General features: G+C 61.2%; 16 protein-coding genes. 5 read left to right on the top strand and 11 right to left on the bottom strand.

Going from position 1 to position 20,816, the window contains the following annotated elements:
* Positions 1 to 137: 137 nt before the first annotated feature.
* The 6 genes from ybgC to BOH68_RS08005 all read right to left on the bottom strand — a co-directional run bounded on the left by ybgC (position 138) and on the right by BOH68_RS08005 (position 5,850).
* Complete coding sequence (gene ybgC / locus BOH68_RS08030; protein WP_077376497.1) at positions 138 to 587, bottom strand: tol-pal system-associated acyl-CoA thioesterase; 450 nt, start codon at positions 585 to 587, stop codon at positions 138 to 140.
* Positions 584 to 1,627, bottom strand: coding sequence for a Holliday junction branch migration DNA helicase RuvB (gene ruvB / locus BOH68_RS08025; RefSeq protein ID WP_077376500.1), 1,044 nt, complete (start codon positions 1,625 to 1,627; stop codon positions 584 to 586). The genes ybgC and ruvB overlap by 4 nt, the downstream gene beginning before the upstream one ends.
* A gap of 204 nt (positions 1,628 to 1,831) precedes the next feature.
* Positions 1,832 to 2,446 (bottom strand): Holliday junction branch migration protein RuvA, encoded by a 615-nt coding sequence (ruvA, locus tag BOH68_RS08020; RefSeq protein ID WP_077376504.1) that lies wholly within the window; start codon positions 2,444 to 2,446, stop codon positions 1,832 to 1,834.
* Between the two features lie 420 nt (positions 2,447 to 2,866).
* The gene (ruvC, locus tag BOH68_RS08015) at positions 2,867 to 3,445 is read right to left on the bottom strand and encodes a crossover junction endodeoxyribonuclease RuvC (RefSeq protein ID WP_077376507.1); all 579 of its coding nucleotides are present in this window, start codon (positions 3,443 to 3,445) and stop codon (positions 2,867 to 2,869) included.
* 249 nt (positions 3,446 to 3,694) lie between these two features.
* On the bottom strand, positions 3,695 to 5,482 hold the full coding sequence (gene aspS, locus BOH68_RS08010; protein WP_077376510.1) for an aspartate--tRNA ligase: 1,788 nt from the start codon (positions 5,480 to 5,482) through the stop codon (positions 3,695 to 3,697).
* Positions 5,483 to 5,625: 143 nt separating this feature from the next.
* On the bottom strand, positions 5,626 to 5,850 hold the full coding sequence (locus tag BOH68_RS08005; protein WP_077376513.1) for an FmdB family zinc ribbon protein: 225 nt from the start codon (positions 5,848 to 5,850) through the stop codon (positions 5,626 to 5,628).
* 389 nt (positions 5,851 to 6,239) lie between these two features.
* Here BOH68_RS08005 and BOH68_RS08000 point away from each other — a divergent pair, with 389 nt between their 5' ends.
* On the top strand, positions 6,240 to 7,190 hold the full coding sequence (locus BOH68_RS08000; RefSeq protein ID WP_258038300.1) for a D-2-hydroxyacid dehydrogenase: 951 nt from the start codon (positions 6,240 to 6,242) through the stop codon (positions 7,188 to 7,190).
* Positions 7,191 to 7,367: 177 nt separating this feature from the next.
* Here BOH68_RS08000 and BOH68_RS07995 read toward each other — a convergent pair whose 3' ends face one another.
* The gene (locus BOH68_RS07995) at positions 7,368 to 9,299 is read right to left on the bottom strand and encodes a PDC sensor domain-containing protein (protein ID WP_170877427.1); all 1,932 of its coding nucleotides are present in this window, start codon (positions 9,297 to 9,299) and stop codon (positions 7,368 to 7,370) included.
* Between the two features lie 170 nt (positions 9,300 to 9,469).
* Between BOH68_RS07995 and BOH68_RS07990 the strand changes: the two genes are divergently transcribed.
* The 3 genes from BOH68_RS07990 (at position 9,470) to BOH68_RS07980 (ending at position 12,978) form a co-directional block, all read left to right on the top strand.
* Positions 9,470 to 10,390, top strand: coding sequence for a ribokinase (locus BOH68_RS07990; RefSeq protein WP_077376521.1), 921 nt, complete (start codon positions 9,470 to 9,472; stop codon positions 10,388 to 10,390).
* A 119-nt stretch (positions 10,391 to 10,509) separates the two neighbouring features.
* The gene (locus BOH68_RS07985) at positions 10,510 to 11,463 is read left to right on the top strand and encodes a nucleoside hydrolase (RefSeq protein WP_077376524.1); all 954 of its coding nucleotides are present in this window, start codon (positions 10,510 to 10,512) and stop codon (positions 11,461 to 11,463) included.
* Positions 11,464 to 11,850: 387 nt separating this feature from the next.
* Positions 11,851 to 12,978: a bifunctional nicotinamide-nucleotide adenylyltransferase/Nudix hydroxylase gene (locus tag BOH68_RS07980; RefSeq protein WP_258038301.1), complete on the top strand. Its 1,128-nt coding sequence runs from the start codon at positions 11,851 to 11,853 to the stop codon at positions 12,976 to 12,978.
* Positions 12,979 to 13,057: 79 nt separating this feature from the next.
* Here BOH68_RS07980 and BOH68_RS07975 read toward each other — a convergent pair whose 3' ends face one another.
* A complete protein-coding gene (locus BOH68_RS07975; RefSeq protein WP_077377372.1) occupies positions 13,058 to 13,990 on the bottom strand; it encodes a LysR substrate-binding domain-containing protein in 933 nt (310 codons plus the stop codon).
* 265 nt (positions 13,991 to 14,255) lie between these two features.
* Between BOH68_RS07975 and BOH68_RS07970 the strand changes: the two genes are divergently transcribed.
* Entirely contained in the window at positions 14,256 to 15,710 is a 1,455-nt protein-coding gene (locus tag BOH68_RS07970; protein WP_077377375.1) for an aspartate ammonia-lyase, read from the top strand.
* Positions 15,711 to 15,958: 248 nt separating this feature from the next.
* Here BOH68_RS07970 and BOH68_RS07965 read toward each other — a convergent pair whose 3' ends face one another.
* The 3 genes from BOH68_RS07965 to BOH68_RS07955 all read right to left on the bottom strand — a co-directional run bounded on the left by BOH68_RS07965 (position 15,959) and on the right by BOH68_RS07955 (position 20,759).
* On the bottom strand, positions 15,959 to 17,908 hold the full coding sequence (locus tag BOH68_RS07965) for a serine/threonine protein kinase (protein WP_077376530.1): 1,950 nt from the start codon (positions 17,906 to 17,908) through the stop codon (positions 15,959 to 15,961).
* Between the two features lie 28 nt (positions 17,909 to 17,936).
* Positions 17,937 to 19,616 carry a dihydrolipoyllysine-residue acetyltransferase gene (locus BOH68_RS07960; protein ID WP_077376533.1) on the bottom strand — a complete coding sequence of 560 codons (1,680 nt, stop codon included), beginning with the start codon at positions 19,614 to 19,616 and terminating at the stop codon, positions 17,937 to 17,939.
* Positions 19,617 to 19,790: 174 nt separating this feature from the next.
* Complete coding sequence (locus BOH68_RS07955) at positions 19,791 to 20,759, bottom strand: alpha-ketoacid dehydrogenase subunit beta (protein ID WP_077377378.1); 969 nt, start codon at positions 20,757 to 20,759, stop codon at positions 19,791 to 19,793.
* Between the last annotated feature and the right edge of the window lie 57 nt (positions 20,760 to 20,816).

The raw sequence follows: 20,816 nt of genomic DNA, 5'->3' as shown, positions 1-20,816 counted from the left end.
GTGCCGCCGGTGAGGCGACACCCTTAACATTCGTCCGACTCCGTCGCCTGACATCCGACCAGAAGGATGGCTGCAACGGCGCCTCACTCGTTCACGCCTTGACCACGGCGACTCTCGGTCAATCTGGTATCGGTGACTCAGACCTCAAGAGCGTTCAGCAATTCCACTGGCCATCGACGCGGACGCAATGTGCTGGCATCGACACAGGCAATCACCACCTCGGCATCACTCAACATCACCCCGTCCTTCATCACCTGTTGATGAAAGACAAGGCGCGCGCCCCGCAATTCACCTGCCGTTGCCGTGACCTGAAGCAGATCATCCAGTCTCGCAGGACGATGATAGCGACTGGCCACACTGTGCACGACAAGCTGGATACCGCGCTCCAGAAGTGTCTGCTGGGAATAGCCACGTGCGCGCAGCCATTCACTGCGTGCGCGCTCCATGAAGCGCAGGTAGTTGACGTAATAGACGATGCCACCCGCATCGGTATCCTCGATATAGACCCGCACCGCATGATGAAAATCGCCCGTCTGCTCAGTCAACGTTTCCTCGCCGGGTCTGGATGTCTGAAGAGACGACGTCATGCGTCCTCCTGCCCACCCGGCGTCAGACGCGCCTGGGTCTCACGCGGTGTGATGCCGAAATGCTGATAGGCGGAACTGGTCACCACGCGCCCACGCGCCGTTCGCATCATGAAGCCCTGCTGAATCAGATAGGGCTCCAGCACATCTTCGATGGTATCGCGCTCCTCGCCGATGGCGGCCGCCAGCGAATCCACACCGACGGGCCCGCCATCGAACTTCTCGATCATCGACAGCAGCAACCGGCGATCCATATGATCCAGCCCGTGGCTATCCACATTGAGCATGTTGAGCGCCTTGTCCGCGACATCCAGCGTCAGACGGCCATCGCCGCGCACCTCGGTAAAGTCACGCACCCGCCGCAGCAGCCGATTGGCGATACGCGGCGTCCCTCGCGAGCGTCGTGCGATCTCGCGCGCGCCATCCATCTCCACTTCCATGCCTGACAGCTTCGCACTGCGCGAGACGATACCGGTCAGCGACTCGATATCGTAGAACTCGAGGCGCTGAACGATTCCGAAGCGATCTCGCAGGGGCGCGGTCAACAGACCAGCCCGGGTCGTCGCCCCCACCAGAGTGAATCGTGGCAGTTCCAGCTTGATCGAGCGGGCAGCCGGGCCCTCACCGATCATGATATCCAGCTGATAATCCTCCATCGCCGGATACAGCACTTCCTCGACCGCCGGTGACAGGCGATGGATCTCGTCGATGAACAGTACATCGCCTTCCTGGAGATTCGTCAGCATGGCGGCCAGGTCACCTGCCCGCTCCAGAACCGGTCCGGACGTCGACTTGATGTCCACGCTCATCTCACTGGCAATGATGTGTGCGAGAGTGGTCTTGCCAAGTCCCGGGGGCCCGAATACCAGGGTGTGATCCAGGCTATCGCCACGACCGCGAGCGGCACTGATGAAGATTTCCATCTGCTCGCGCACGATCGGCTGACCGATATACTCATTCAGCGTTCGCGGCCGATTGGCGCGATCGATCCGTTCTTCCGGATCATGCGTGGCCGCGGAGATCAGTCGATCCGACTCCATCATGATGCTTGCTCAACTCCTGATGACTCATGCTGCAGACATGAATCATGTGGCGAGAGGCGGTGAGACCGAGGCAGTGAAATGATCTTGCGCCAATGCAATCAAGCGCGCACTTTCTACCCCAGTCGCCGGCCATTCCCTAGTCAATAAATCCAATCAGATCGTGCCTATTCTGTCATTCACGCTATCAGGCACGAGACACGTGCGCTAGCTGGCCATCTTGCGGGCCAACGCCGCCTTGATGAGGGCTTCCGTGGAGGCACCTGTCTCGAGTCCCGAGAGCATCTTGGCCGCCTCGACCGGCTTGTAGCCCAGCGCGACCAGAGCGGCTTCGGCGTCGGCCAGGGGATGGGTAACCGGCGGCTGTGGCTGCGAAGCGCGCGCCATTTCCGACAGACCATCGTCCTGCGGAATCGTCCAATGCTTGAGCCGGTCGCGCATCTCGATGATCAGGCGGTCCGCCGTCTTCTTGCCGACGCCGGGCAAGCGAGTCAGTGCCCGACTGTCTTCGTCGTGCACGCAGCGAATGAAATCGGCCTGCTCCATTCCCGAGAGAATCGCCAGCGCCAGGCGCGGCCCGACCCCGGAAATCTTGATCAATTCCCGGAACAGACGACGCTCCGGCTCCTTGCCGAAGCCATAGAGCAACTGGGCGTCTTCACGCACGACCAGGTGGGTGAACAGCTGACAGTCCTCCCCGACAGCCGGCAGACCCAGCAAGGTATTCATGGAGGCTTCAAGTTCATAGCCCACACCTTGTACATCGAGTACCAGATGAGGCGGCTGCTTTTCGAGCAAACGCCCAGTCAGACGTCCAATCATGTTTCGGGCTGTCCTTGAGTCTTCAGTGCCGCCTGCTCATCACATCAGGTGTCAGGCGGCACGGGTTGTTGCGATGCGGGCAAGCCTACCAAAGATAACGTGCAGGCGGCATGTCCGAGTGTCACGACGATTTTGTCGCATGAATCTGACAGTCACTTGTTGCCATGAGGCCAGATGCAGGCAGCATGCGGATGCCAGCAGAACGCAAGATGCTGCCTGACATCGTGAAAACAAGCCTACAAGTGACTGAAAAATTGGAATTTATTGATAACGATAGCGTATCTGGCGCAAGCGGGCTTGTCACTTCTCGCCTGTAGAGGCCGTCTTCGGCACACGCCGGAGTCTGCTCCCCACTCTCTTCAGCCCCTGACCAGACACTCTTCAGACCCTGACCAGCCCCCTAAGTGACCGGCAGACACCTCATTTGCCCGGCTCAAAGTCACGCCAGCTACTGCTGCGTCGTGCGCGGGTACTCTTGCGCCCTGCACCTGCCCCCAGACCCAATGCCTCCAGCTGCGCGCTGCTCGGGGTCAGTCGCATGCGTGCAAAGCAATGTGTCAGCGCGATGGCCAGAGCATCCGCGGCATCCGCCTGAGGCGTTGCAGACAGCTTGAGCGTATGGGTCACCATATGCTGGACCTGGGCCTTGTCTGCTGCACCGGACCCCGTGACAGCCTGCTTGATCTGTCGCGGCCCATACTCTGATACCGGCAGGCCGTGGTTCGCCGCACACACGATGGCTGCCCCACGTGCCTGACCGAGCTTGAGCGCGGAGTCGGCATTCTTGGACATGAAGACCTGCTCGATGGCGAACTCCGCCGGGCGATGCATGGCAATCACTTCACTGATACCGGCGTAGATCTGCGCCAACCGCTGGTCGAGGCTGACCTGGGACATGCGGATGCAGCCACTGTCCACATAGCGGGGCTGAGCCGCCGAGACGTCCAGTACGCCGTAACCGGTCAGGCGTGACCCCGGATCAATGCCAAGAATGATCATGCCACCGCCTCACGTCTCACACTCATTGCCTCTCCATCCCTGTCGTCTTTCGTGCTTACTGTGTATATAACCAGCCACAATGCCACAAAAAAGGCGGTGCGACACTGTCATTGCCTGCATCATCTGCAGGTAACAGTCTCACACCGCCTTGCCGGGGGTCACTTGCCCGCTTGCGCGGGACTCCCCCTCTCCCGGGCGCTGATGGCGCCTGTCAGGAGAGGTTGATCACCCCGGGGTCATTCGCCTGGATCAGGCCTGACCGCCTTCCTCTTCAACCTTGACCTTCTGACGCAGACGGATGTTCAGCTCCTTGAGCTGCTCACCGCTGACTTCCCCCGGGGCATCGGTCATCATGCAGCCAGCGCTCTGGGTCTTCGGGAAGGCGATGACTTCACGAATGGTCTTGGCGCCGGTCATCAGCATGACCAGACGGTCGAGACCGAAGGCCAGACCACCATGGGGCGGCGCGCCGAACTTGAGCGCGTCGAGCAGGAAGCCGAACTTCTCTTCCGCTTCCTCCTCGCCGATGCCCAGCACTTCAAACACGGTACGCTGCATGGCCTGGTCGTGGATACGGATGGAACCGCCACCCAGCTCAGTGCCGTTGATGACCATGTCATAGGCGCGAGACAGTGCCGCTTCCGGATCGGCCTTGAGTTCTTCCGGGGTGCAGGACGGCGCGGTGAACGGGTGGTGCAGCGCGCTCAGGCGGCCATTGGCATCGGCTTCGAACATCGGGAAGTCGACGACCCACAGCGGTGCCCATTCGCGGGTGTAGAGGTTGAGGTCTTCGCCCAGCTTGACGCGCAGCGCACCGATGGCCTCGGCCACGATGTTGGACTTGTCGGCACCGAAGAACACGATGTCGCCATCGACGGCGCCACAGCGGTCCAGCACGTCATCCACGACGTCTTCCATGAACTTGACGATCGGCGACTGCAGACCCTCGATGCCCTTGGCACGCTCGTTGACCTTGATCCACGCCAGGCCCTTGGCACCGTAGATGCCGACGAACTTGGTGTAGGCGTCGATTTCCTTGCGTGACAGGCTGGCACCGCCCGGCACACGCAGCGCGGCGACACGGCCCTTGTCATCCTTGGCCGGGCCGGAGAAGACCTTGAAGTCCACACCGCTCATCAGGTCATCGACATCGACCAGCTCCAGCGGGATGCGCAGGTCCGGCTTGTCGGAACCGAAGCGCTGCATGGCTTCGGAATACGGCATGGTCGGGAAGTCGCCCAGCTCGACATCCAGCACTTCCTTGTAGAGACCACGGATCATGGTCTCGGTCATGCCCATGATGTCCTTCTCGTCGACGAAGCTGGCCTCGAGGTCGATCTGGGTGAATTCCGGCTGACGATCGGCGCGCAGATCCTCGTCACGGAAGCACTTGGCGATCTGGTAGTAACGATCGACACCGGCGACCATCAACAGCTGCTTGAACAGCTGCGGAGACTGCGGCAGCGCGAAGAAGCTGCCGGCATAGGTGCGGCTCGGCACCAGATAGTCACGTGCCCCTTCCGGCGTGGCACGCGTGAGAATCGGGGTTTCGATGTCGAGGAAGCCCAGGGCTTCCAGCTGGGCACGCACGCTGTGGGTGATGCGTGAACGCAGGCGCAGCTTGTCGATCATGTCCGGACGACGCAGGTCGACATAACGATACTTGAGGCGAACTTCCTCACCGACCTTGTTGTGGTCGTCCAGCTGGAACGGCGGCGTCTGTGCGGTGTTGAGCACTTCGACATCCTTGGCCAGCACTTCGATCATGCCTGTCGGCATGTTCGGGTTCTGGGTGCCTTCCGGGCGCATGCGAATACGGCCCTTGATGCGCAGGACGTACTCGCTGCGCGCCTTGTCGGCAGTGGCGAAGGCATCGACGGTGTCCGGATCGACGACGATCTGGGCGATACCGTCACGGTCGCGCATGTCGAGGAAGATGACGCCACCGTGGTCGCGACGGCGGTGCACCCACCCGCACAGAGTGACATCCTGATCGATCAGGGTCTCGTTCAGTTTGCCGCAATAGTGGCTGCGCATGTTGATTCCTTGTTGCTCAAATTCGTGATCGACGCACTGGTGCGCGTCTGTCTCAGAGGGCCTGACGCTGGAGATGCCTGCCACTCATGCATGACCTAGCACATGGATGGCAGGCATGACAGCTGGCCTGATGACGGGAGACATCAGGACGAGCTATCGCTACCTCCGGCCAGATTCTTCTTGCTGCCGGACTTGAAATCCGTTTCGTACCAGCCACTGCCCGCCAGACGGAAACCGGCGGCGGATACCAGCTTTTCCAGCTGGTCCGTCTTGCATTCCGGACACTCCGTCAGCGGCGCGGCGCTGATCTTCTGCAACTTGTCCATCCGATGGCCACAGGCCTTGCAGTGGTATTCATAGATCGGCATGGTTTTTTCCTGACGATACTGGTCCCGAGCGCAAGAATGCGAGTCGCGGACCATGACAATGTTATGCCTTGCGGCGCCCTTGCATCAGACGTGCCGGAGACATCAATATGAGTGACATCTCAAGCACAGCTTCGGAACGCGTACAATAAGGCCAGTTGAACGTCTTTCAAGTCAAAGCGAAAGGGCCACATTATAGCGTGCTCGGCCCCTTGCGGGGCAACACCTCGATAGATTCCCGGCAATGCGCCGTCATGCCCGGCCAGGGTCAGGCCTCATTCACTGCCACCCGGCCGTCTCACGTCATGAGGACACCGATGTCTGATCTCCAACTCGCATCTGCAACTCCCCCTACTGCTTCCGCTGGTGCTGATGCTGGCCCGCAGGCCGTGATGCTCGACATGGCATCACTTGGCGACGGCCTTGACTTCAGCCGCCTGAAGGACCGGGTCAATGGGCTGGTCTGCCATGATGCCACGTTGCCCGAGCAGGTCGTGGAGCGTCTGGAGGGTGCCGAGATCGTGCTGGTCAACAAGGTACGCCTGGAGGCGCAGCATCTGGAGGCCCTGCCGGCATTGAAGCTGATCGCCGTCATGGCCACCGGCACCAACAACATCGACATGGAAGCGGCAAGGGCGCAAGGCATACGCGTCATGAACGTCGCGGCCTATGGCACCGCCTCTGTCGCACAGCACACCTGGATGTTGATGCTGGCACTGGCCGGACAACTGCCTGGCTACCAGGGAGATGTCGCGAGCGGTGAATGGCAGCGCAGCAATACCTTCTGCCTGATGGGCCGCCCCACCCTGCAACTGGCCGGCAAGCATCTGGTGATCGTCGGCAAGGGAGAGCTGGGGACTGCCGTGGGCAGGTTGGCAGAGGCGTTCGACATGCGCGTCACCTTCGCCGCGCGCCCGGGCAGTGAGTCGACGTCTCAACGACCGAGCCTGAAACACCTCCTGCCTGAAGCGGACGTCATCAGCCTGCACTGCCCACTGACGCCTGAGACACACCATCTGATCGACGAGCAGGCCCTGGCGTTGCTGAAGCCCGGAGCCCTGCTCATCAACTGTGCTCGCGGTGGCATCATCGATGAAGAGGCTGCACTTGCCGCCTTGAAGCGTGGGCACCTCGGTGGACTGGCCGTCGACAGCCTGCCGGAGGAACCGCCCCGGAAGGGCCATGCCCTGCTGACAGCGCTGGCTGACAGTCGAACGGCGTCTGAGGCCGGATGGAACCTCATCGTCACGCCCCACAATGCCTGGATCAGTCGTGAAGCGCGTCAGAACATACTGGATCTGAGTCTTGCCAATATCGAGTCCTATCTCGGCGAAAACGTCTGAGACATGGACGAGGTGGCTGCACTCCGATGCCCGCCCGCTGGCAGAGGCATGGATAGACACCAGAAGGGGCCAGATGCGCAAGGCATCTGGCCCCTTCTGGTGTCGGGATTGCCGCGTCATTCAAGAGGAGTGACGCGACATCGATGGCAACTAGCCTGAGATCACTCTTGAGTTCGCTCAGCGCAGATGGCTGGCGAATGAAGATCTGTCGATACGGATATGCATGCCGGCGGCCTTGACGGGGTGGCCTTCGGCATCCCACGTCACTACCCGCCCGCGCGAGATGAGCAATACCCAATCAATGGCATCCGCCGCCTGATCCTCGTCATGCCGACTCGCCGACGATGCCGGGTGGCCCTCGCCGCCTTGCGGCTCGATGCCCGGTTCAACCGTTAGATCAGAATGCGCATTGCAGCCCATGCTTTCGATGTGCCGCAGATCCTCCTCTCCCGGGGCGCGCATGCGGTACTGACATTCGAAGGTATCGCCGAAGGTGGTGAACACGCGGTGACGCAGGACATGCACGGCTTCCAGGTCGTCCGGATGGATCAGTCGATCAAAGTCCAGCTCGCGCATCACCAGCGGCTCACGCCCTGTCGCTCCCAGCATCCGCCACAGATTGGGGTGAATGTGGATGATGCGCCCGGGAATATCCATCTCCCACAGACTGTCACCACTGGCTTCCAGGGAGTCGAGCAAGCGCCGCTCACTGGCCTGGAGTTCCTGCTGGGTCTGGCGCAGACGTCGGTACATCTCTTCCGCCGTATTATGGGCATCATCCAGCTCGACGATACCGCATTGCCCGGGAGACTCGATCTCCGCCCCCATGCCGATACGATGCAGGCGATCCCTGAGCTCTGCCAGCGGCACGGACAGATGGCGACTGATGTGGTGGGTGCGCCAGCTCATCAGCAGGAAGAAACTCAGATAGAAGAGAATCAGGCCGCCCACCAGCGCCATGCCGACCAGTTGAAAATTGCGCCCGATCTCGGCGGTACGCGAGAAGACGGCGGACTCCTCCACCATGCTCAACATGATCCAGTCATTGCTGCTCAGATGCTCCCAGGCCACCTTGAAGGGCTCGCCATCCACCGAGACGCTTGCAGAGCCACGACGCTGCCCGAGGATCTGCTCGGACAGGGTGGCGAAGACGGGATGCCTGGACAGCTCCATCTGCGCCGGCCGCAGCACGTCCTCCTCCTGGAGAATGCTGACGTCCGGCTGCTCGACCGGTGCCAGAGAGAGCAAAGATTCGCCCCTCGACGGCACCGCCAGTGAGCGCCCCTTGGCATCGTAGAGCATCGCGAAGCCGCTCCAGGGCAGTTCCATGGCCAGAATCTGGTTGACGATGACATCCAGGGTCATGTCGATGCCTACCACACCGAGAAATTCGTCACCGTCGTAAAAAGGCGTGACAGCAGACGTCATCCAGCCATTGGCGGCGGGGTCCTGATAGAGATCCGTCCAGACGGTGTGGCGCTCGGGATTCATGGCCGGTGCGGCCAGGTAGAAGAAGGAGAAGTCTCGGCAATCGTGATCGGGGGGCAACAACTCGACGAGATCCACATAGGGATAGATTCGCACAGAGCAGTTCGCCAGCGTCACGAAGGTCTGGATGACCGCGGGATGGGTCGAGACGATATTGCGCATCAGGGGGTCCACGGCCGTCATTCGCAATGCCAGTGGCACATCGATCTCGATATCAGGCAGCACGGCATGGAAGCCACTGGCCTGATCCCCTTCATCCCTCTGGCTGGCCCAGGCGCCACTGCGCTCGAATCCATGCCGAGCCGCTTGCTCCGCACTGACGGGAGAAGCACTGTCGAGTCGAATCATGCGGGTCTGAGCCGCCATGCCGGTGGAGAGATCCTGTATATGTTCCAGCTGACGATTGAGGCTCTTGGCCTCGCGCAACATAGCCAGATTCAACTCACTGCTCGACTGCGCCTGAAGGTAATTCAGGTTGGCATCACGTATCTCGTCGTTGGACAGGAAGTACACCGCCACCAGCGCCGTCTCTACCAGCAGCAACGGGATCATGGTACTGGTAAACAGCGCGCGCCAGACCCATTTCTTGATGGTGATGGGGGTACGTTGAATTCCCGGCATTGGCGGATTTCCTGATTCCTCCATAAGTGAATCGAGTATGCGCCTTCTCTTGCCTATACGTGGACTTCGCGCTTCAACGCTCAAACATGTCCAAAAGGTCAGACCTTGGTGTCAGGACTGCGGACAGGCGGCCAAGGCTTTGCTAGGATGCTCGCCCCCAAGGAGGCTGCATGCTTTACAACTACGGTTCCATCAATATCGATCACGTCTACCGGGTCCCTCATCTGGTTCGCCCCGGTGAAACTCTGGCGAGTCACTCCTTCCGTCAGGTATTGGGCGGCAAGGGGGCCAACCAGTCCCTCGCTCTGGCACGCGCAGGCGGAGATGTCACCCACTGGGGACGTCTCGGCAATGCCGACCGCTGGGCGCTTGAGCCATTGGAGAGCGCCGGTGTCATCACGTCTCAGGTCGAACTGAGCGCCAGCGCCAGCGGTCACGCCATCATTCAGGTGGATGATCACGCCGAGAACAGCATCATCCTTTACCCTGGTGCCAATCATGGCTTCACCGACGAACACCTTTCCGAGCTGTTCTCCGGAGTCACCCAGGGCGATTGGCTGCTGCTTCAGAACGAGTGCAATGCGCTTGGCAAGGTCATCGAGATGGCGCATGCCAAGGGCATGAAGATCGCCTTCAACCCGGCGCCGATGGGTGCTGAAGTGCTGGATCTCCCGCTGGAGCATTGCCAGGTGCTGTTCTTGAACCGTGGCGAAGCGGCGCAACTGGTCGAGCTGGAAGAAAGCGCACCGGTCGACACGCTGCTCAATGCCCTGCATGAGCGCCTGCCCGCCACCGAGGTCGTGCTGACTCTGGGCAGCGAAGGCGTCTGCTATCAGCTGGGCGAGCAGCGCATCCAGCTGCCTGCCCATCGCGTGAAGGCGGTGGATACCACCGCTGCCGGCGATACCTTCATCGGCTATTACCTGGCCAGCCAGATCGATGGCATGAACATCGAAGACAGTCTGCGTCGCGCCAGCACGGCCTCCGCACTCTGTGTCAGTCGTGAAGGCGCCGCTCCCAGCATTCCGGGCAGCAGCGATGTCGCTGACGCCCTGGCTAAGTGGCCCCCCCTGGACGCATTGAGCAACTGAACGATCACCCCCTTGAACCGGACAGGTCTGAGCCTTTCCTGAGGGTGAGGCTCAGCCCACGGCACGCTGATTGAGGTGCCGATGGCACCGGTTCATGGCTTTATCGGCAAGAGGACATCATGAAGACTCCCATCATCTTTGATACCGACCCGGGCGTTGATGACGCCCAGGCCATCGCCATCTGCCTAGCACATCCGGACATCGAATTCCTCGGCATGACGACCACCTTCGGCAACGTCACCATCGAGACCGCCACGTCCAATGCGTTGTTGCTGGGGGAGCTGGCGGGCCAGAATATCCCGGTCGCACAGGGTGCTGCCCAACCGCTGGTCAAGGACAAGTTCCCCGCACCGGCGCACATCCACGGCGCCAACGGCCTTGGCAACATGGATATCCCGGAGCCCAAGGGCAAGGCGTTGCCCATCAGTGCACCGCAGTTCATCGTCGAGCAGGTCAATGCGCGTCCGGGCGAGATCACCCTCGTCGCGGTAGGCCCGCTGGGCAACCTGGCAACCGCCCTGCAACTGGACCCGAGCATCATCACCAAGGTCAAGCAGGTGGTCGTGATGGGTGGCTCCATCCGTGAAGGCGGCAACGTCTCTCCGGTCGCGGAAGCCAATATCTTCAACGACCCGCATGCCGCCTCCAAGGTGCTCACGGCAGGCTGGCCGCTGACCATGGTCGGCCTGGATGCCACTCACCGCTGCGTGCTGTCCCCGGCACATGTCGAGCGCATCCGTGTCGCGCAAGGTGCCCTGGGCGAGGTGCTGTCCGGCAGCTATCAGTTCTACAAGGCCTTCTACCAGGAAGCTCGTGGCATCGATGGCTGCTGTCCGCACGACAGCTGTGCCCTGGCCTGGCTGATGAAGCCGGAGATGTTCACCGTCGAGCGGGGCCACCTGAGCGTCGAAGTCGAAGGGCTGGCGGAAGGCCAGACCCTGTTCGCGCCGCAAGGACGCGAGTTCCTCGGCAATCAATGGTCCCAGACACCGCTGGTCGACGTCTGCGTCAATGCCAACGGTGAGCAGGTCGTCGAGTGGATCACAGACGTGCTGACCGCCAAGGCTTCCTGAGCCTGTACTCCCGATATCTCGTGACGCACCTCGGGTCATGACGATACCGGTTGGCCCCCCGCAAGGCATGCCTTGCGGGGGGTAGCCAGTCTGCGTGATGCCTCGCCTTCTCTCCGCTTTCTATTGCCTCTCTCGTTTCTCTCGTCTTTCGCCTCTCCCACCTCGTCGATGACAGTGTTGTGGGTAGGATCGATATCTGTGCGAAGACAAAAGATAACGGTATAATATGTAGATGCCTGCAGACGCAGACAGATCGCACACTGCCAGGCCATGCTCAGCGTATGCGCGTTATCTGATAGGCTATCGGGGACGCACGACCTGCCACCCAGATGCAGTCTTCAGAATTCCATGGAGCGTTTCATGCCCTCATCGTCTCTCATGCCCGCCATGCGTGCACCGTCTCAGCTCTGCTCCGAGGGCTCGGCAGACAACGCCTGTCAGTATGACTGTCTCGTCTTCATCGGCCGCTTCCAACCCGTTCACCATGGTCATGTCGCGATCATGGAGGAGGCCCTGCGTCGTGCACGCCAGGTCATCGTCCTGGTGGGGTCTGCCTGGCAGGCTCGTTCCTTGCGCAACCCTTTCACCTTCGATGAACGCACCCGCATGATTCGCAGCTGTTTCGGGGAAGATGCCAATGCCCGACTGGAAATCGTGCCGCTGCTGGATGCTCTCTACAACGACGATGTCTGGGTGCGGGATGTGCAGCGCAAGGTGCGTGACATCGCACGCCCGCAGGCCAATCGCATGCCACGCATCGCCTTGATCGGGGCCACCCACGGCAATGACAATGCACGCTCCAGCTATTATCTGAGTCTGTTCCCGCAGTGGGAATCCGTGGCAGGGCCTTACCACGAGGGCATGGTGGCGAGCCATATCCGCGATGTGATCTTCAGCGAGCGGGCCAGAGTCGAGGACTGGCTGGACAACGAGGGACTGGAGTTGCTGCCCGGCAGCGTCGCGCAACATCTGCGCGGCTTTCTGGAGGAAACGGCATGGCAGGGTCTGGTCGAGGAGCGGCGACTGCTCGAGCAGTATCGCGCGGCATGGAGTGACGCGCCCTATCCTCCCCTGTTCATCACGGTCAATGCGGTCGTCGTGCAATCAGGGCATATCCTGCTGACCACCCGACGCGCGGCGCCTGGCAAGGGGCTTTACGCCTTGCCCGGGGGCTTCGTCCAGTCGCAGGAGCGCCTGCTGGACGCCTGCCTGCGCGAATTGAGAGAACGCGTGCGGCTCAAGGTGCCAGAGCCTGTCCTGCGCGGCTCACTGCGTGGGCAGCGTCTGTTCGATGAGCCTCATCGCAGCTGGCGCGGTCGCACGCTGGCAGAGGCCTTCTATTTCGCACTGCGCCCGGAGCAGCAGTTACCGAAACTGCGCAGCAGTGGCAAGGACAGCGAAGAGCAGGCTCGCTGGGTGGCACTGGCGGATCTGGAGCCTGACACCTTGTTCGAAGACCACTTCTTCATCATCCAGAACTTTCTGGGCTTGCATGCGGGGCAAAGCAGTTTCTGACTCACCGATAGAGACAGCTTTGCCAGACACGACAACGGCAGGCCATTGGCCTGCCGTTGTCGTGTCTGGGTGTGGCCTGTCAGGCCTGAAGGAAATCTCGCGGCAGATTCATCAGCTGCTTCCAAAGCTTGTCGATCCCCGGCTTGTGAACCAGTGAGCAACGATAGAGACGAATCTCCAGCGGAATATCCCAGGCGTCATTGCCGGCTCTCACCAGCTTGCCACTTTCCAGCTCATCCCGGATGCAGAAGTCCGGAATCCACGCCATGCCCACTCCCTGCAACGCCATGCCCTTGAGACCCTCCGCCATCGCCATTTCATAGACGGTGCGCAGACGAAGCCGCAATGGATCATTCTTGAGCAACATCTTCACGCTGCGCCCCAGGAACGCTCCCTGTGTATAGGAGAGCAAGGGAATCGCGTCCTGACTGGTTTCGCTCTGGCCGGTCAGCGGGAAGCGTGGTTCGCCGTTCTCCAGCGGCACGCAGACCGGCAGCATGTTGACCTTGGCCACCGAGAAGGAGGGGAATGCCTCTGCATCCAGCTGCATGCTGGCGTAAGGGTCATAATACGCCAGCATCAGATCGCAATTGCCCTCACGCAGGGCATGGATGGCATCGCCGACATTCATGGCGGAGAGCCGCGTCGGCAACTCCCCCAGCCCTTGCTGAAGGCGCGAGATCCACTTGGGGAAGAACGCCAGCGCCAGCGAGTGTGCCGCCGCGATGTCCAGCGTCTCGTTGGCCATCCCAAGCCCCCGTAGATGGGCCAGACATTCGGACAGCTGCTCGGTCAGGTTGCGCGCGGTCACCAGGAACAACTGCCCTTCCGGCGTGAGGCTGACAGGCGTGGTCGAACGATCCACCAGCGTGGTGCCCACGGCCTGCTCCAACGCGCGAATTCGACGGCTGAAGGCTGGTTGGGTCACATGTCTGAGGCGAGCCGAGGTGGAGAAACTGCGCGTGTTGGACAACGCCACGAAATCTTCCAGCCATTTTGTTTCCAGGTTCACCCGAACTCCCATCGATATCGATCATGCCGGCAATATGCGTGAAAACCGGTCATGTGGCGCCTTGTCTCTGGCAGTGAGCTTCACGGGGGAGAATCACTACCTTCGTCGTATGCATTTGACGTATACGGCAGCGGCGATAGGCATTGGTCGTCGGGGCATCCTGCTGGTTACCCTTGTCCACCTCACCGCGCTTCAAGCGCAACAGTGTACTTCAGCCAGGAGTTCCGCCCAAGTGAACAGTGCCTCGGAAACCGCTCAGAACGCCATGCCATCCTCACAGCCCGACCTCAGCCATGCAGAGCAGGAGGCATTGGCAAACGGTTTCCGCCTCGAGAAGGATCTACTGGGACGCGAGCCGGTCCCGACAGAGGCCTATTACGGTGTCCAGACCCAGCGTGCACTCAACAACTTCCATCTGTCCGGCGTGCCGCTGTCCCACTTCCCGCGTCTGGTGGAAGGCCTGGCATTGGTCAAGGCCGCTGCCGCGGAAGCCAATCACGCGCTGGGCTATCTCGAGACACGTGAGCACGATGCCATCCAGCATGCCTGTGCACGCTTGATGAATGGCGATCATCACGATCAGTTCGTGGTCGACATGATCCAGGGGGGTGCCGGCACCTCGACCAACATGAATGCCAACGAGGTGATCGCCAACCTCGGGCTGGAATATCTTGGCTATCCCAAAGGGGATTACCAGCACCTGCACCCCAACAATCACGTCAACATGGCGCAGTCCACGAATGACGCCTATCCGACGGCCATTCGTGTCGGCCTGCTGCGCAGCCACTCGATGCTGGTGGATGCGCTGAGCGAACTGGCCAATGCCTTTGCCAGCAAGGCACTGGAATTCGATGATGTCGTCAAGATGGGGCGCACCCAGCTTCAGGATGCGGTGCCGATGACGCTGGGCCAGGAATTCCGCGCCTTCGCCAACACCCTGCGCGAAGATGTCGAGCGCATCGCCAACCTCAACGAGCTGCTCAAGGAAGTCAATCTGGGGGGCACGGCGATCGGCACCGGCATCAACGCCGATCCGCGCTACAGCGCCCTGGCCATCGAGGCATTGGCACGTCGTTCCGGCATCGACTTCCGTCCGGCGTCGGACCTGGTCGAGGCGACCAGCGACATGGGGGCCTTCGTGCTGTTCCACGGCATGCTCAAGCGCCTCGCGGTCAAGCTGTCCAAGATCTGCAATGACCTGCGTCTGCTGTCTTCCGGCCCGCGCACCGGCTTCAACGAGATCAACCTGCCGCCTCAGCAGCCGGGCAGCTCGATCATGCCGGGCAAGGTCAATCCGGTGATTCCGGAAGCCGTCAATCAGGTCGCCTTTGACGTGATCGGCAACGACACCGCGCTGACCATGGCGGCGGAAGCCGGTCAGTTGCAGCTCAACGTGATGGAGCCGCTGATCGCCTACAAGCTGCTGGATTCCATCCGCCAGCTGAGCCGAGCCATGACCATGCTCAAGAATCGCTGCGTGATCGGCATCACGGCCAATCGGGATCGCTGTGCGGAGCTGGTCAACAACTCCATCGGCCTGATCACTGCCCTCAACCCCTACATCGGCTATGACAACGCGACCCGCATCGCCAAGGAAGCCCTGGTCAGCGGTCGCAGCGTATTGGAGCTGGTGCGCGAGGAAGGCCTGCTGGATGAGGCGCGCCTTGAAGCACTGCTGTCGCCGCAGGCGATGACACGGCCGCGCCAGATGAAGGATTGAAGCTGCAGTAGCGTTCCGATGACTCATCACGAGTTATCCTAGCGCCAAACCGTAACGTGGTCTGACGCGCAGCCTGAAATGAAAAACGCCCCGTCCAGGCTTGAAACCTGAGCGGGGCGTTTGTCTGCAGGATAGCGGCAAGACAAGTCGATTCTCTTGCCTCTTGCCTCTTGCCTCTTGCCTCTTGCCTCTTGCCTCTTGCCTCTTGCCTCTTGCCTCTTTCCTCGCTTCTCTCCAGTGTCACGCTGCTATCTGGCCTGCCCTGCTGGATCCTGCCGAGTCGTCGTGTTGACCCGAGGGTCACGCGGGTAGAAGCGCTCGGGCTGCGCTTCGACGTGGTCAAAGTGCTTGGTGTTCTTGTAGGGCATCTTCATGAAGCCCGACACCCCCAGTCCGGAAATCAGTGGTACGGCGGCCAGGATGACATCCAGAAGATGCGCGAAATCGGCTTCACGCCCGGGGTCGAGCAGACGGTAATAACTGTGGATCTTAAGATGATGCGGCAATGCCTCGAAGATCAGCATTCCGGTGTGATGGATCTGATTGAGTTCCGACAGCGCGTTCATGATCTGTTCCGGCAGGGCCAGAAACTCCTCGGGATCCGGGCCATCCTCGAAATAGGAGTGCACTCGTGATTCATCCTCCAGCTCCGGAACGGCGCTGACTTCATAGGGAAAGCGGAGTGCCTCACGCCGAGGGGAGGCTTGCGGCAGCGTGAAGGCGTCCTCGGGGTCGTCGCGCTCCAGGTGCAAGGTATCACGCGCATTGAACAGACAGGCCTTGAACACACCCTGTCGATAGATGGCACGCGCCAGCGCCACCATGTTGTTGACCGCTACCACGAAGGCGGCCTTGAGCGAGGGGTCATGCAGGTGCAGCGCCGTGTCCACGAAGATGCCCTGCGGCTCCCAGCGGATCGCCAGTCCCCCGACGATCGGATACTTCCCCAGCCGGCTCACCGCGGCCAGAAAGGCTTTCTCCGTATCTCCCATGCCCTGCATGAAGTTCTTGTAATAGCGATCCAGCTGGACGTCATTGACGGCATCCAGCGCATTGGCGTGGTCGCCGTCTTCGAGGTTGGCCTGCGCGCTGTCCATGCCATCGATCTCGAAGGCTTCCCGCAGAAAGGATTTGCGCGAGGCATAGACGACGGTGTCGATGTCGCGGGCGGCAGGCCGCACCCAGACGGGAAGCAGAGAGGGTATCGGCGATGTCGGCAGTTCCGGCATGACCAGACGAGCCATTCTCGGCATCTCGCGCAGGAAGTAGTCACCCGCCTGCATGCGCAGCATCGGGTCTTCCGCCAGCATGCCATCCAGCATGCGCGCGAACTCCCGTGGCAGTCCCAGCGAGGTTGCCGGGATGGCCCGCACGCCGAAGCGACACGACTGCCCTGACGCCAGTGCATAGAGTGTCGCGGCCACGCCTTGCTCATCGAAGCGAGGCGAGGACAGCGCGCCATTGAGCTGTTCCTCGCCGATGAAGTAGACATCGCCCAGTCGCGCGTTGGTCTGCTGCAGATCATCCGACATCAGCTGCATCACATTGGTCGTGAGGTATTGCATGTGCTCGTCGAGTTGCGCGAAGACGGCACTGCCCCAGTCGATCAATGCCACCTGCTCACGCTCGGCATCGAAGACCAGGTTGGACGGCTTGATATCCCCGTGCACCACCGCGGGCGTGTCGGGGCTTGCGGATGACCCACGCAGCGACTTGAGAATCCCGGCAAGCTGACTGGCGACCCTGATCACCAGACGCGGTGACATGCGGCCATGCTTGAGCGAGTACTCCTCGAGATTGATGCCCGGCGCGCGCTCCATGACCAGTATCGACTGGCGGCGAACGCGCTGATAACTGATCAGGCGCGGAATCAACGGATGCGCGACCTGGTCGAGCATGAAGGCCTCTTCCTCCAGACGGTCCTGCAACGCCTGAGGCAAGGTGACCCGCGTGAACTTGAAGACGTGCTCCTCTCGAATGGCCGTGCCTTCACCAGGGCGCCACCCGGCAAACACGAAGCCATAAGCCCCCTTGCCCACCAGATGGATTTCGCGATAGCCCAGCCCCTCGAGCTGGGCAATGCACAGTGCCACCCAGTCCTTGAGCTTCTTGGCATCATGATGCGAGAGCAGGTAGATGGACTGCTCTTCCGGGATATAGAACTGTTGCAGGCGCTCATGAGCGCGCGTGTCACTCATGGACAAGCGCCTCCCTCATCGAACCCCGTCATGCCAGCGACAGCAGCATCTCATCCGGATGCTCCAGATAGTGCTTCCACAGATTGCTGAAGCGAGCGATGGTACCGCCATCGATGATGCGGTGATCCCCGGCCCAGGTGATCGTCATGATGTCGCGCGCGCAGACATTGCCATCGACATCGAAGCGCGGCAGCCGCTGGGTACGACCGAGGGCCACGATGGCGACCTCGGGCTGATTGATGATCGGGGCCGCATAGGTGCCGCCCAGAGCACCGATGTTGGAGATCGACAGCGTGCCACCCTTGAGATCCGCCTGCGGGACACGACCATTGCGTGCCGCCTCGGTCAGTCTGGCCACCTCACGCGCGATCTCGAGGATGCTCAGGCGTTCGACGCCCTTGACGTTGGGCACCATCAGGCCGGCGGCCCCATCGACAGCCATGCCGATATTGCAGCTTGCGTGATAGAGCACCTGACTTTCATCGTCACTGAGACTTGCATTGAGAATCGGCTTTTCGAGCACCGCCAATGCCATCGCCTTCATGATGAAAGGCATCAGCGTCAGGCGAGTCCCCTCCTTGTCGGCCCGTGACTTGAGACGCGCGCGCAGCGCGAGCAGCTCCGTCACATCGAGCTCATCTCCGTAATGGAAATGGGGGATCTGGGTGCTGGATTGCACCATGCGTCGGGCCATGACGGCCGCCACGCCCTTGAGGGGGACCTGCCTGGCTTCCAGCCGCGCTGCACGCGGCTCGTGCGACTCGCACGCCACCGGCTCGGCCACCGCCACATCGGAGGACCCCGCAGCCGCGGGGTCCACGTCCCGATGGCGTTGATCTGCAGGAGATGCTGTCGGGCGATCTGTCGCGGAATCACGCGCGAGATAGGCGAGCACATCCTCTTTCAATACCCGGCCGTTGCGACCAGAGCCCGCAATGGCGCTGATGTCCAGCGCATGCTCGCGCAGCAGACGACGAACCGCCGGCGTGGCAGGAATGCGTGCCTGGGCCGGGGACATGCCTGAGGCACAGCCAGACGGAGCGTGCTGTGCTGCAGCCGGCGCCATCCCTGCCTCCGTGACTGCCTCGTGCGCCACGCCAGATGCCTCGTCGGCCGTGTCATCGCTGTCAGGCACATAAGCGTACAAGGGGGTATGGACACGGGCGTTCTCCCCCTGAGCGTAATGGAAGCGCACGATACGCCCGGGCTCGGAGGCCGTGATCTCGACCAGCGCCTTGTCTGTCATCACATCGACGATCGTCTGGTCTTCCTCGACCTTGTCACCCTCGGCCACATGCCAGGTGACCACCTCACATTCGACGATGCCTTCCCCGATGTCAGGGAGGATGAAATCACGCGAACGTCGTTCACTGACAGCCTCTCCAGCGGCCTGATCCGCGCTGTCGGTGCCCGGCGCCTTCGCTCCGGACGGGGCGTGATCGCCAGCTGGCGCTGCTTGTCCATCCGACTCACCCGCCTCATCCACCGCAAACAGCGGTGCATGCACCCGGGCAATCTCGCCCTCCCGACAATACAGACGAACCACGGTACCTGCGTGAGGCGCGGGAATTTCCACCAATGCCTTGTCCGTCATTACCTCGGCGACCGCCTGATCTTCCTCGATCACATCGCCTTCCTTGATCAACCACTTGACCAGCTCGCACTCGACGATCCCCTCGCCGATATCGGGCAGGATGAAATCATTCATGGCACACGTCACTCCCTGCAACTCATCACGTAAACACAAGCCGTCACCTGGACATGAGCGGTCTCGACATCATCGAGCCTCCGTCAGCAATTCCAGGTCCGTGCTCAGTCATTCAGGCTCTGTCATTCAGGCTCTGTCATTCAGGCTCAGTCATTCGAGCTCCATCATTCGGGCTCAGTAATTCAGGCTCTGCTTGATGGCTTCGTATATCTTGAGCTCGTCCGGCAGGTGCTCCTTCTCGAGCACCAGTGGGAACGGTGTGTCCAGACCGGTGACGCGACGTATGGGCGCTTCCAGATACAGGAAGCAACGCTCTTGCACGGTTGCCGCTATCTCGCTGGCGAAACCTCCCGTCAGCGGTGCTTCATGACTGACCACCAGGCGACCCGTCTTGAGCACGGATTGACATACGGTCTCGAAATCCCAGGGCAGAATGCTGCGCAGGTCGATCACCTCGCAGTCGATACCGTCCTGTTCGGCCAATGCGGCCGCCTTCTCGATGACCTCCATCTGGGCTCCCCAGCCCAGAAGCGTGATGTCGCGGCCTTCACGGATGACCTCGGCGACGCCCAGCGGCAGCTCATAATCCGCTTCCGGCACCTCGCCCACGGAAGCGCGATAGAGACGCTTGGGTTCCATGAACAGCACGGGATTGGAGTCACGGATCGCCGCCAGCAGCAGACCTTTCGCCTGATGGGGGTTGCGCGGGATCACGATCTTGAGCCCGGGGGTATGCGCAAAATAGGCTTCAGGTGACTGGGAGTGGTAGAGCCCGCCGGCAATGCCCCCGCCATAGGGAGTTCGAATGGTCAGTCCGCCGACATTGAAGAGATCCCCGGAGCGGTAACGGAACTTGGCCGCCTCGTTCACGATCTGGTCGAACGCCGGGAAGATGTAGTCGGCGAACTGGATCTCGGCGACCGGGGTCGAGCCCTGCGCCGCCAGTCCATTGGCGAAGCCGATGATGCCCTGTTCCGTCAAGGGCGTATTGAAGCAACGCTCACGGCCGTACTTGTCCTGCAGATGACTGGTGGCACGGAAGACACCGCCGAATACGCCGACGTCCTCACCGAACAGCACCACCTGTGGATTGGCCGCCATCGCGATGTCCAGCGCGTTGTTGATGGCCTGCAGCATGTTCATCTGCTTCTTGCCTGAGCTCGCGCCGGCTGTCTCACCCGATGCGGGAGTGACGTCGTG

Source organism: Cobetia sp. MM1IDA2H-1 (genome assembly GCF_002916775.2).
GTDB classification, from domain to species: Bacteria; Pseudomonadota; Gammaproteobacteria; order Pseudomonadales; family Halomonadaceae; genus Cobetia; species Cobetia marina.
Note: the sequence above shows the minus strand (reverse complement) of the source record. Positions and strands in the feature narration are given on the sequence as shown.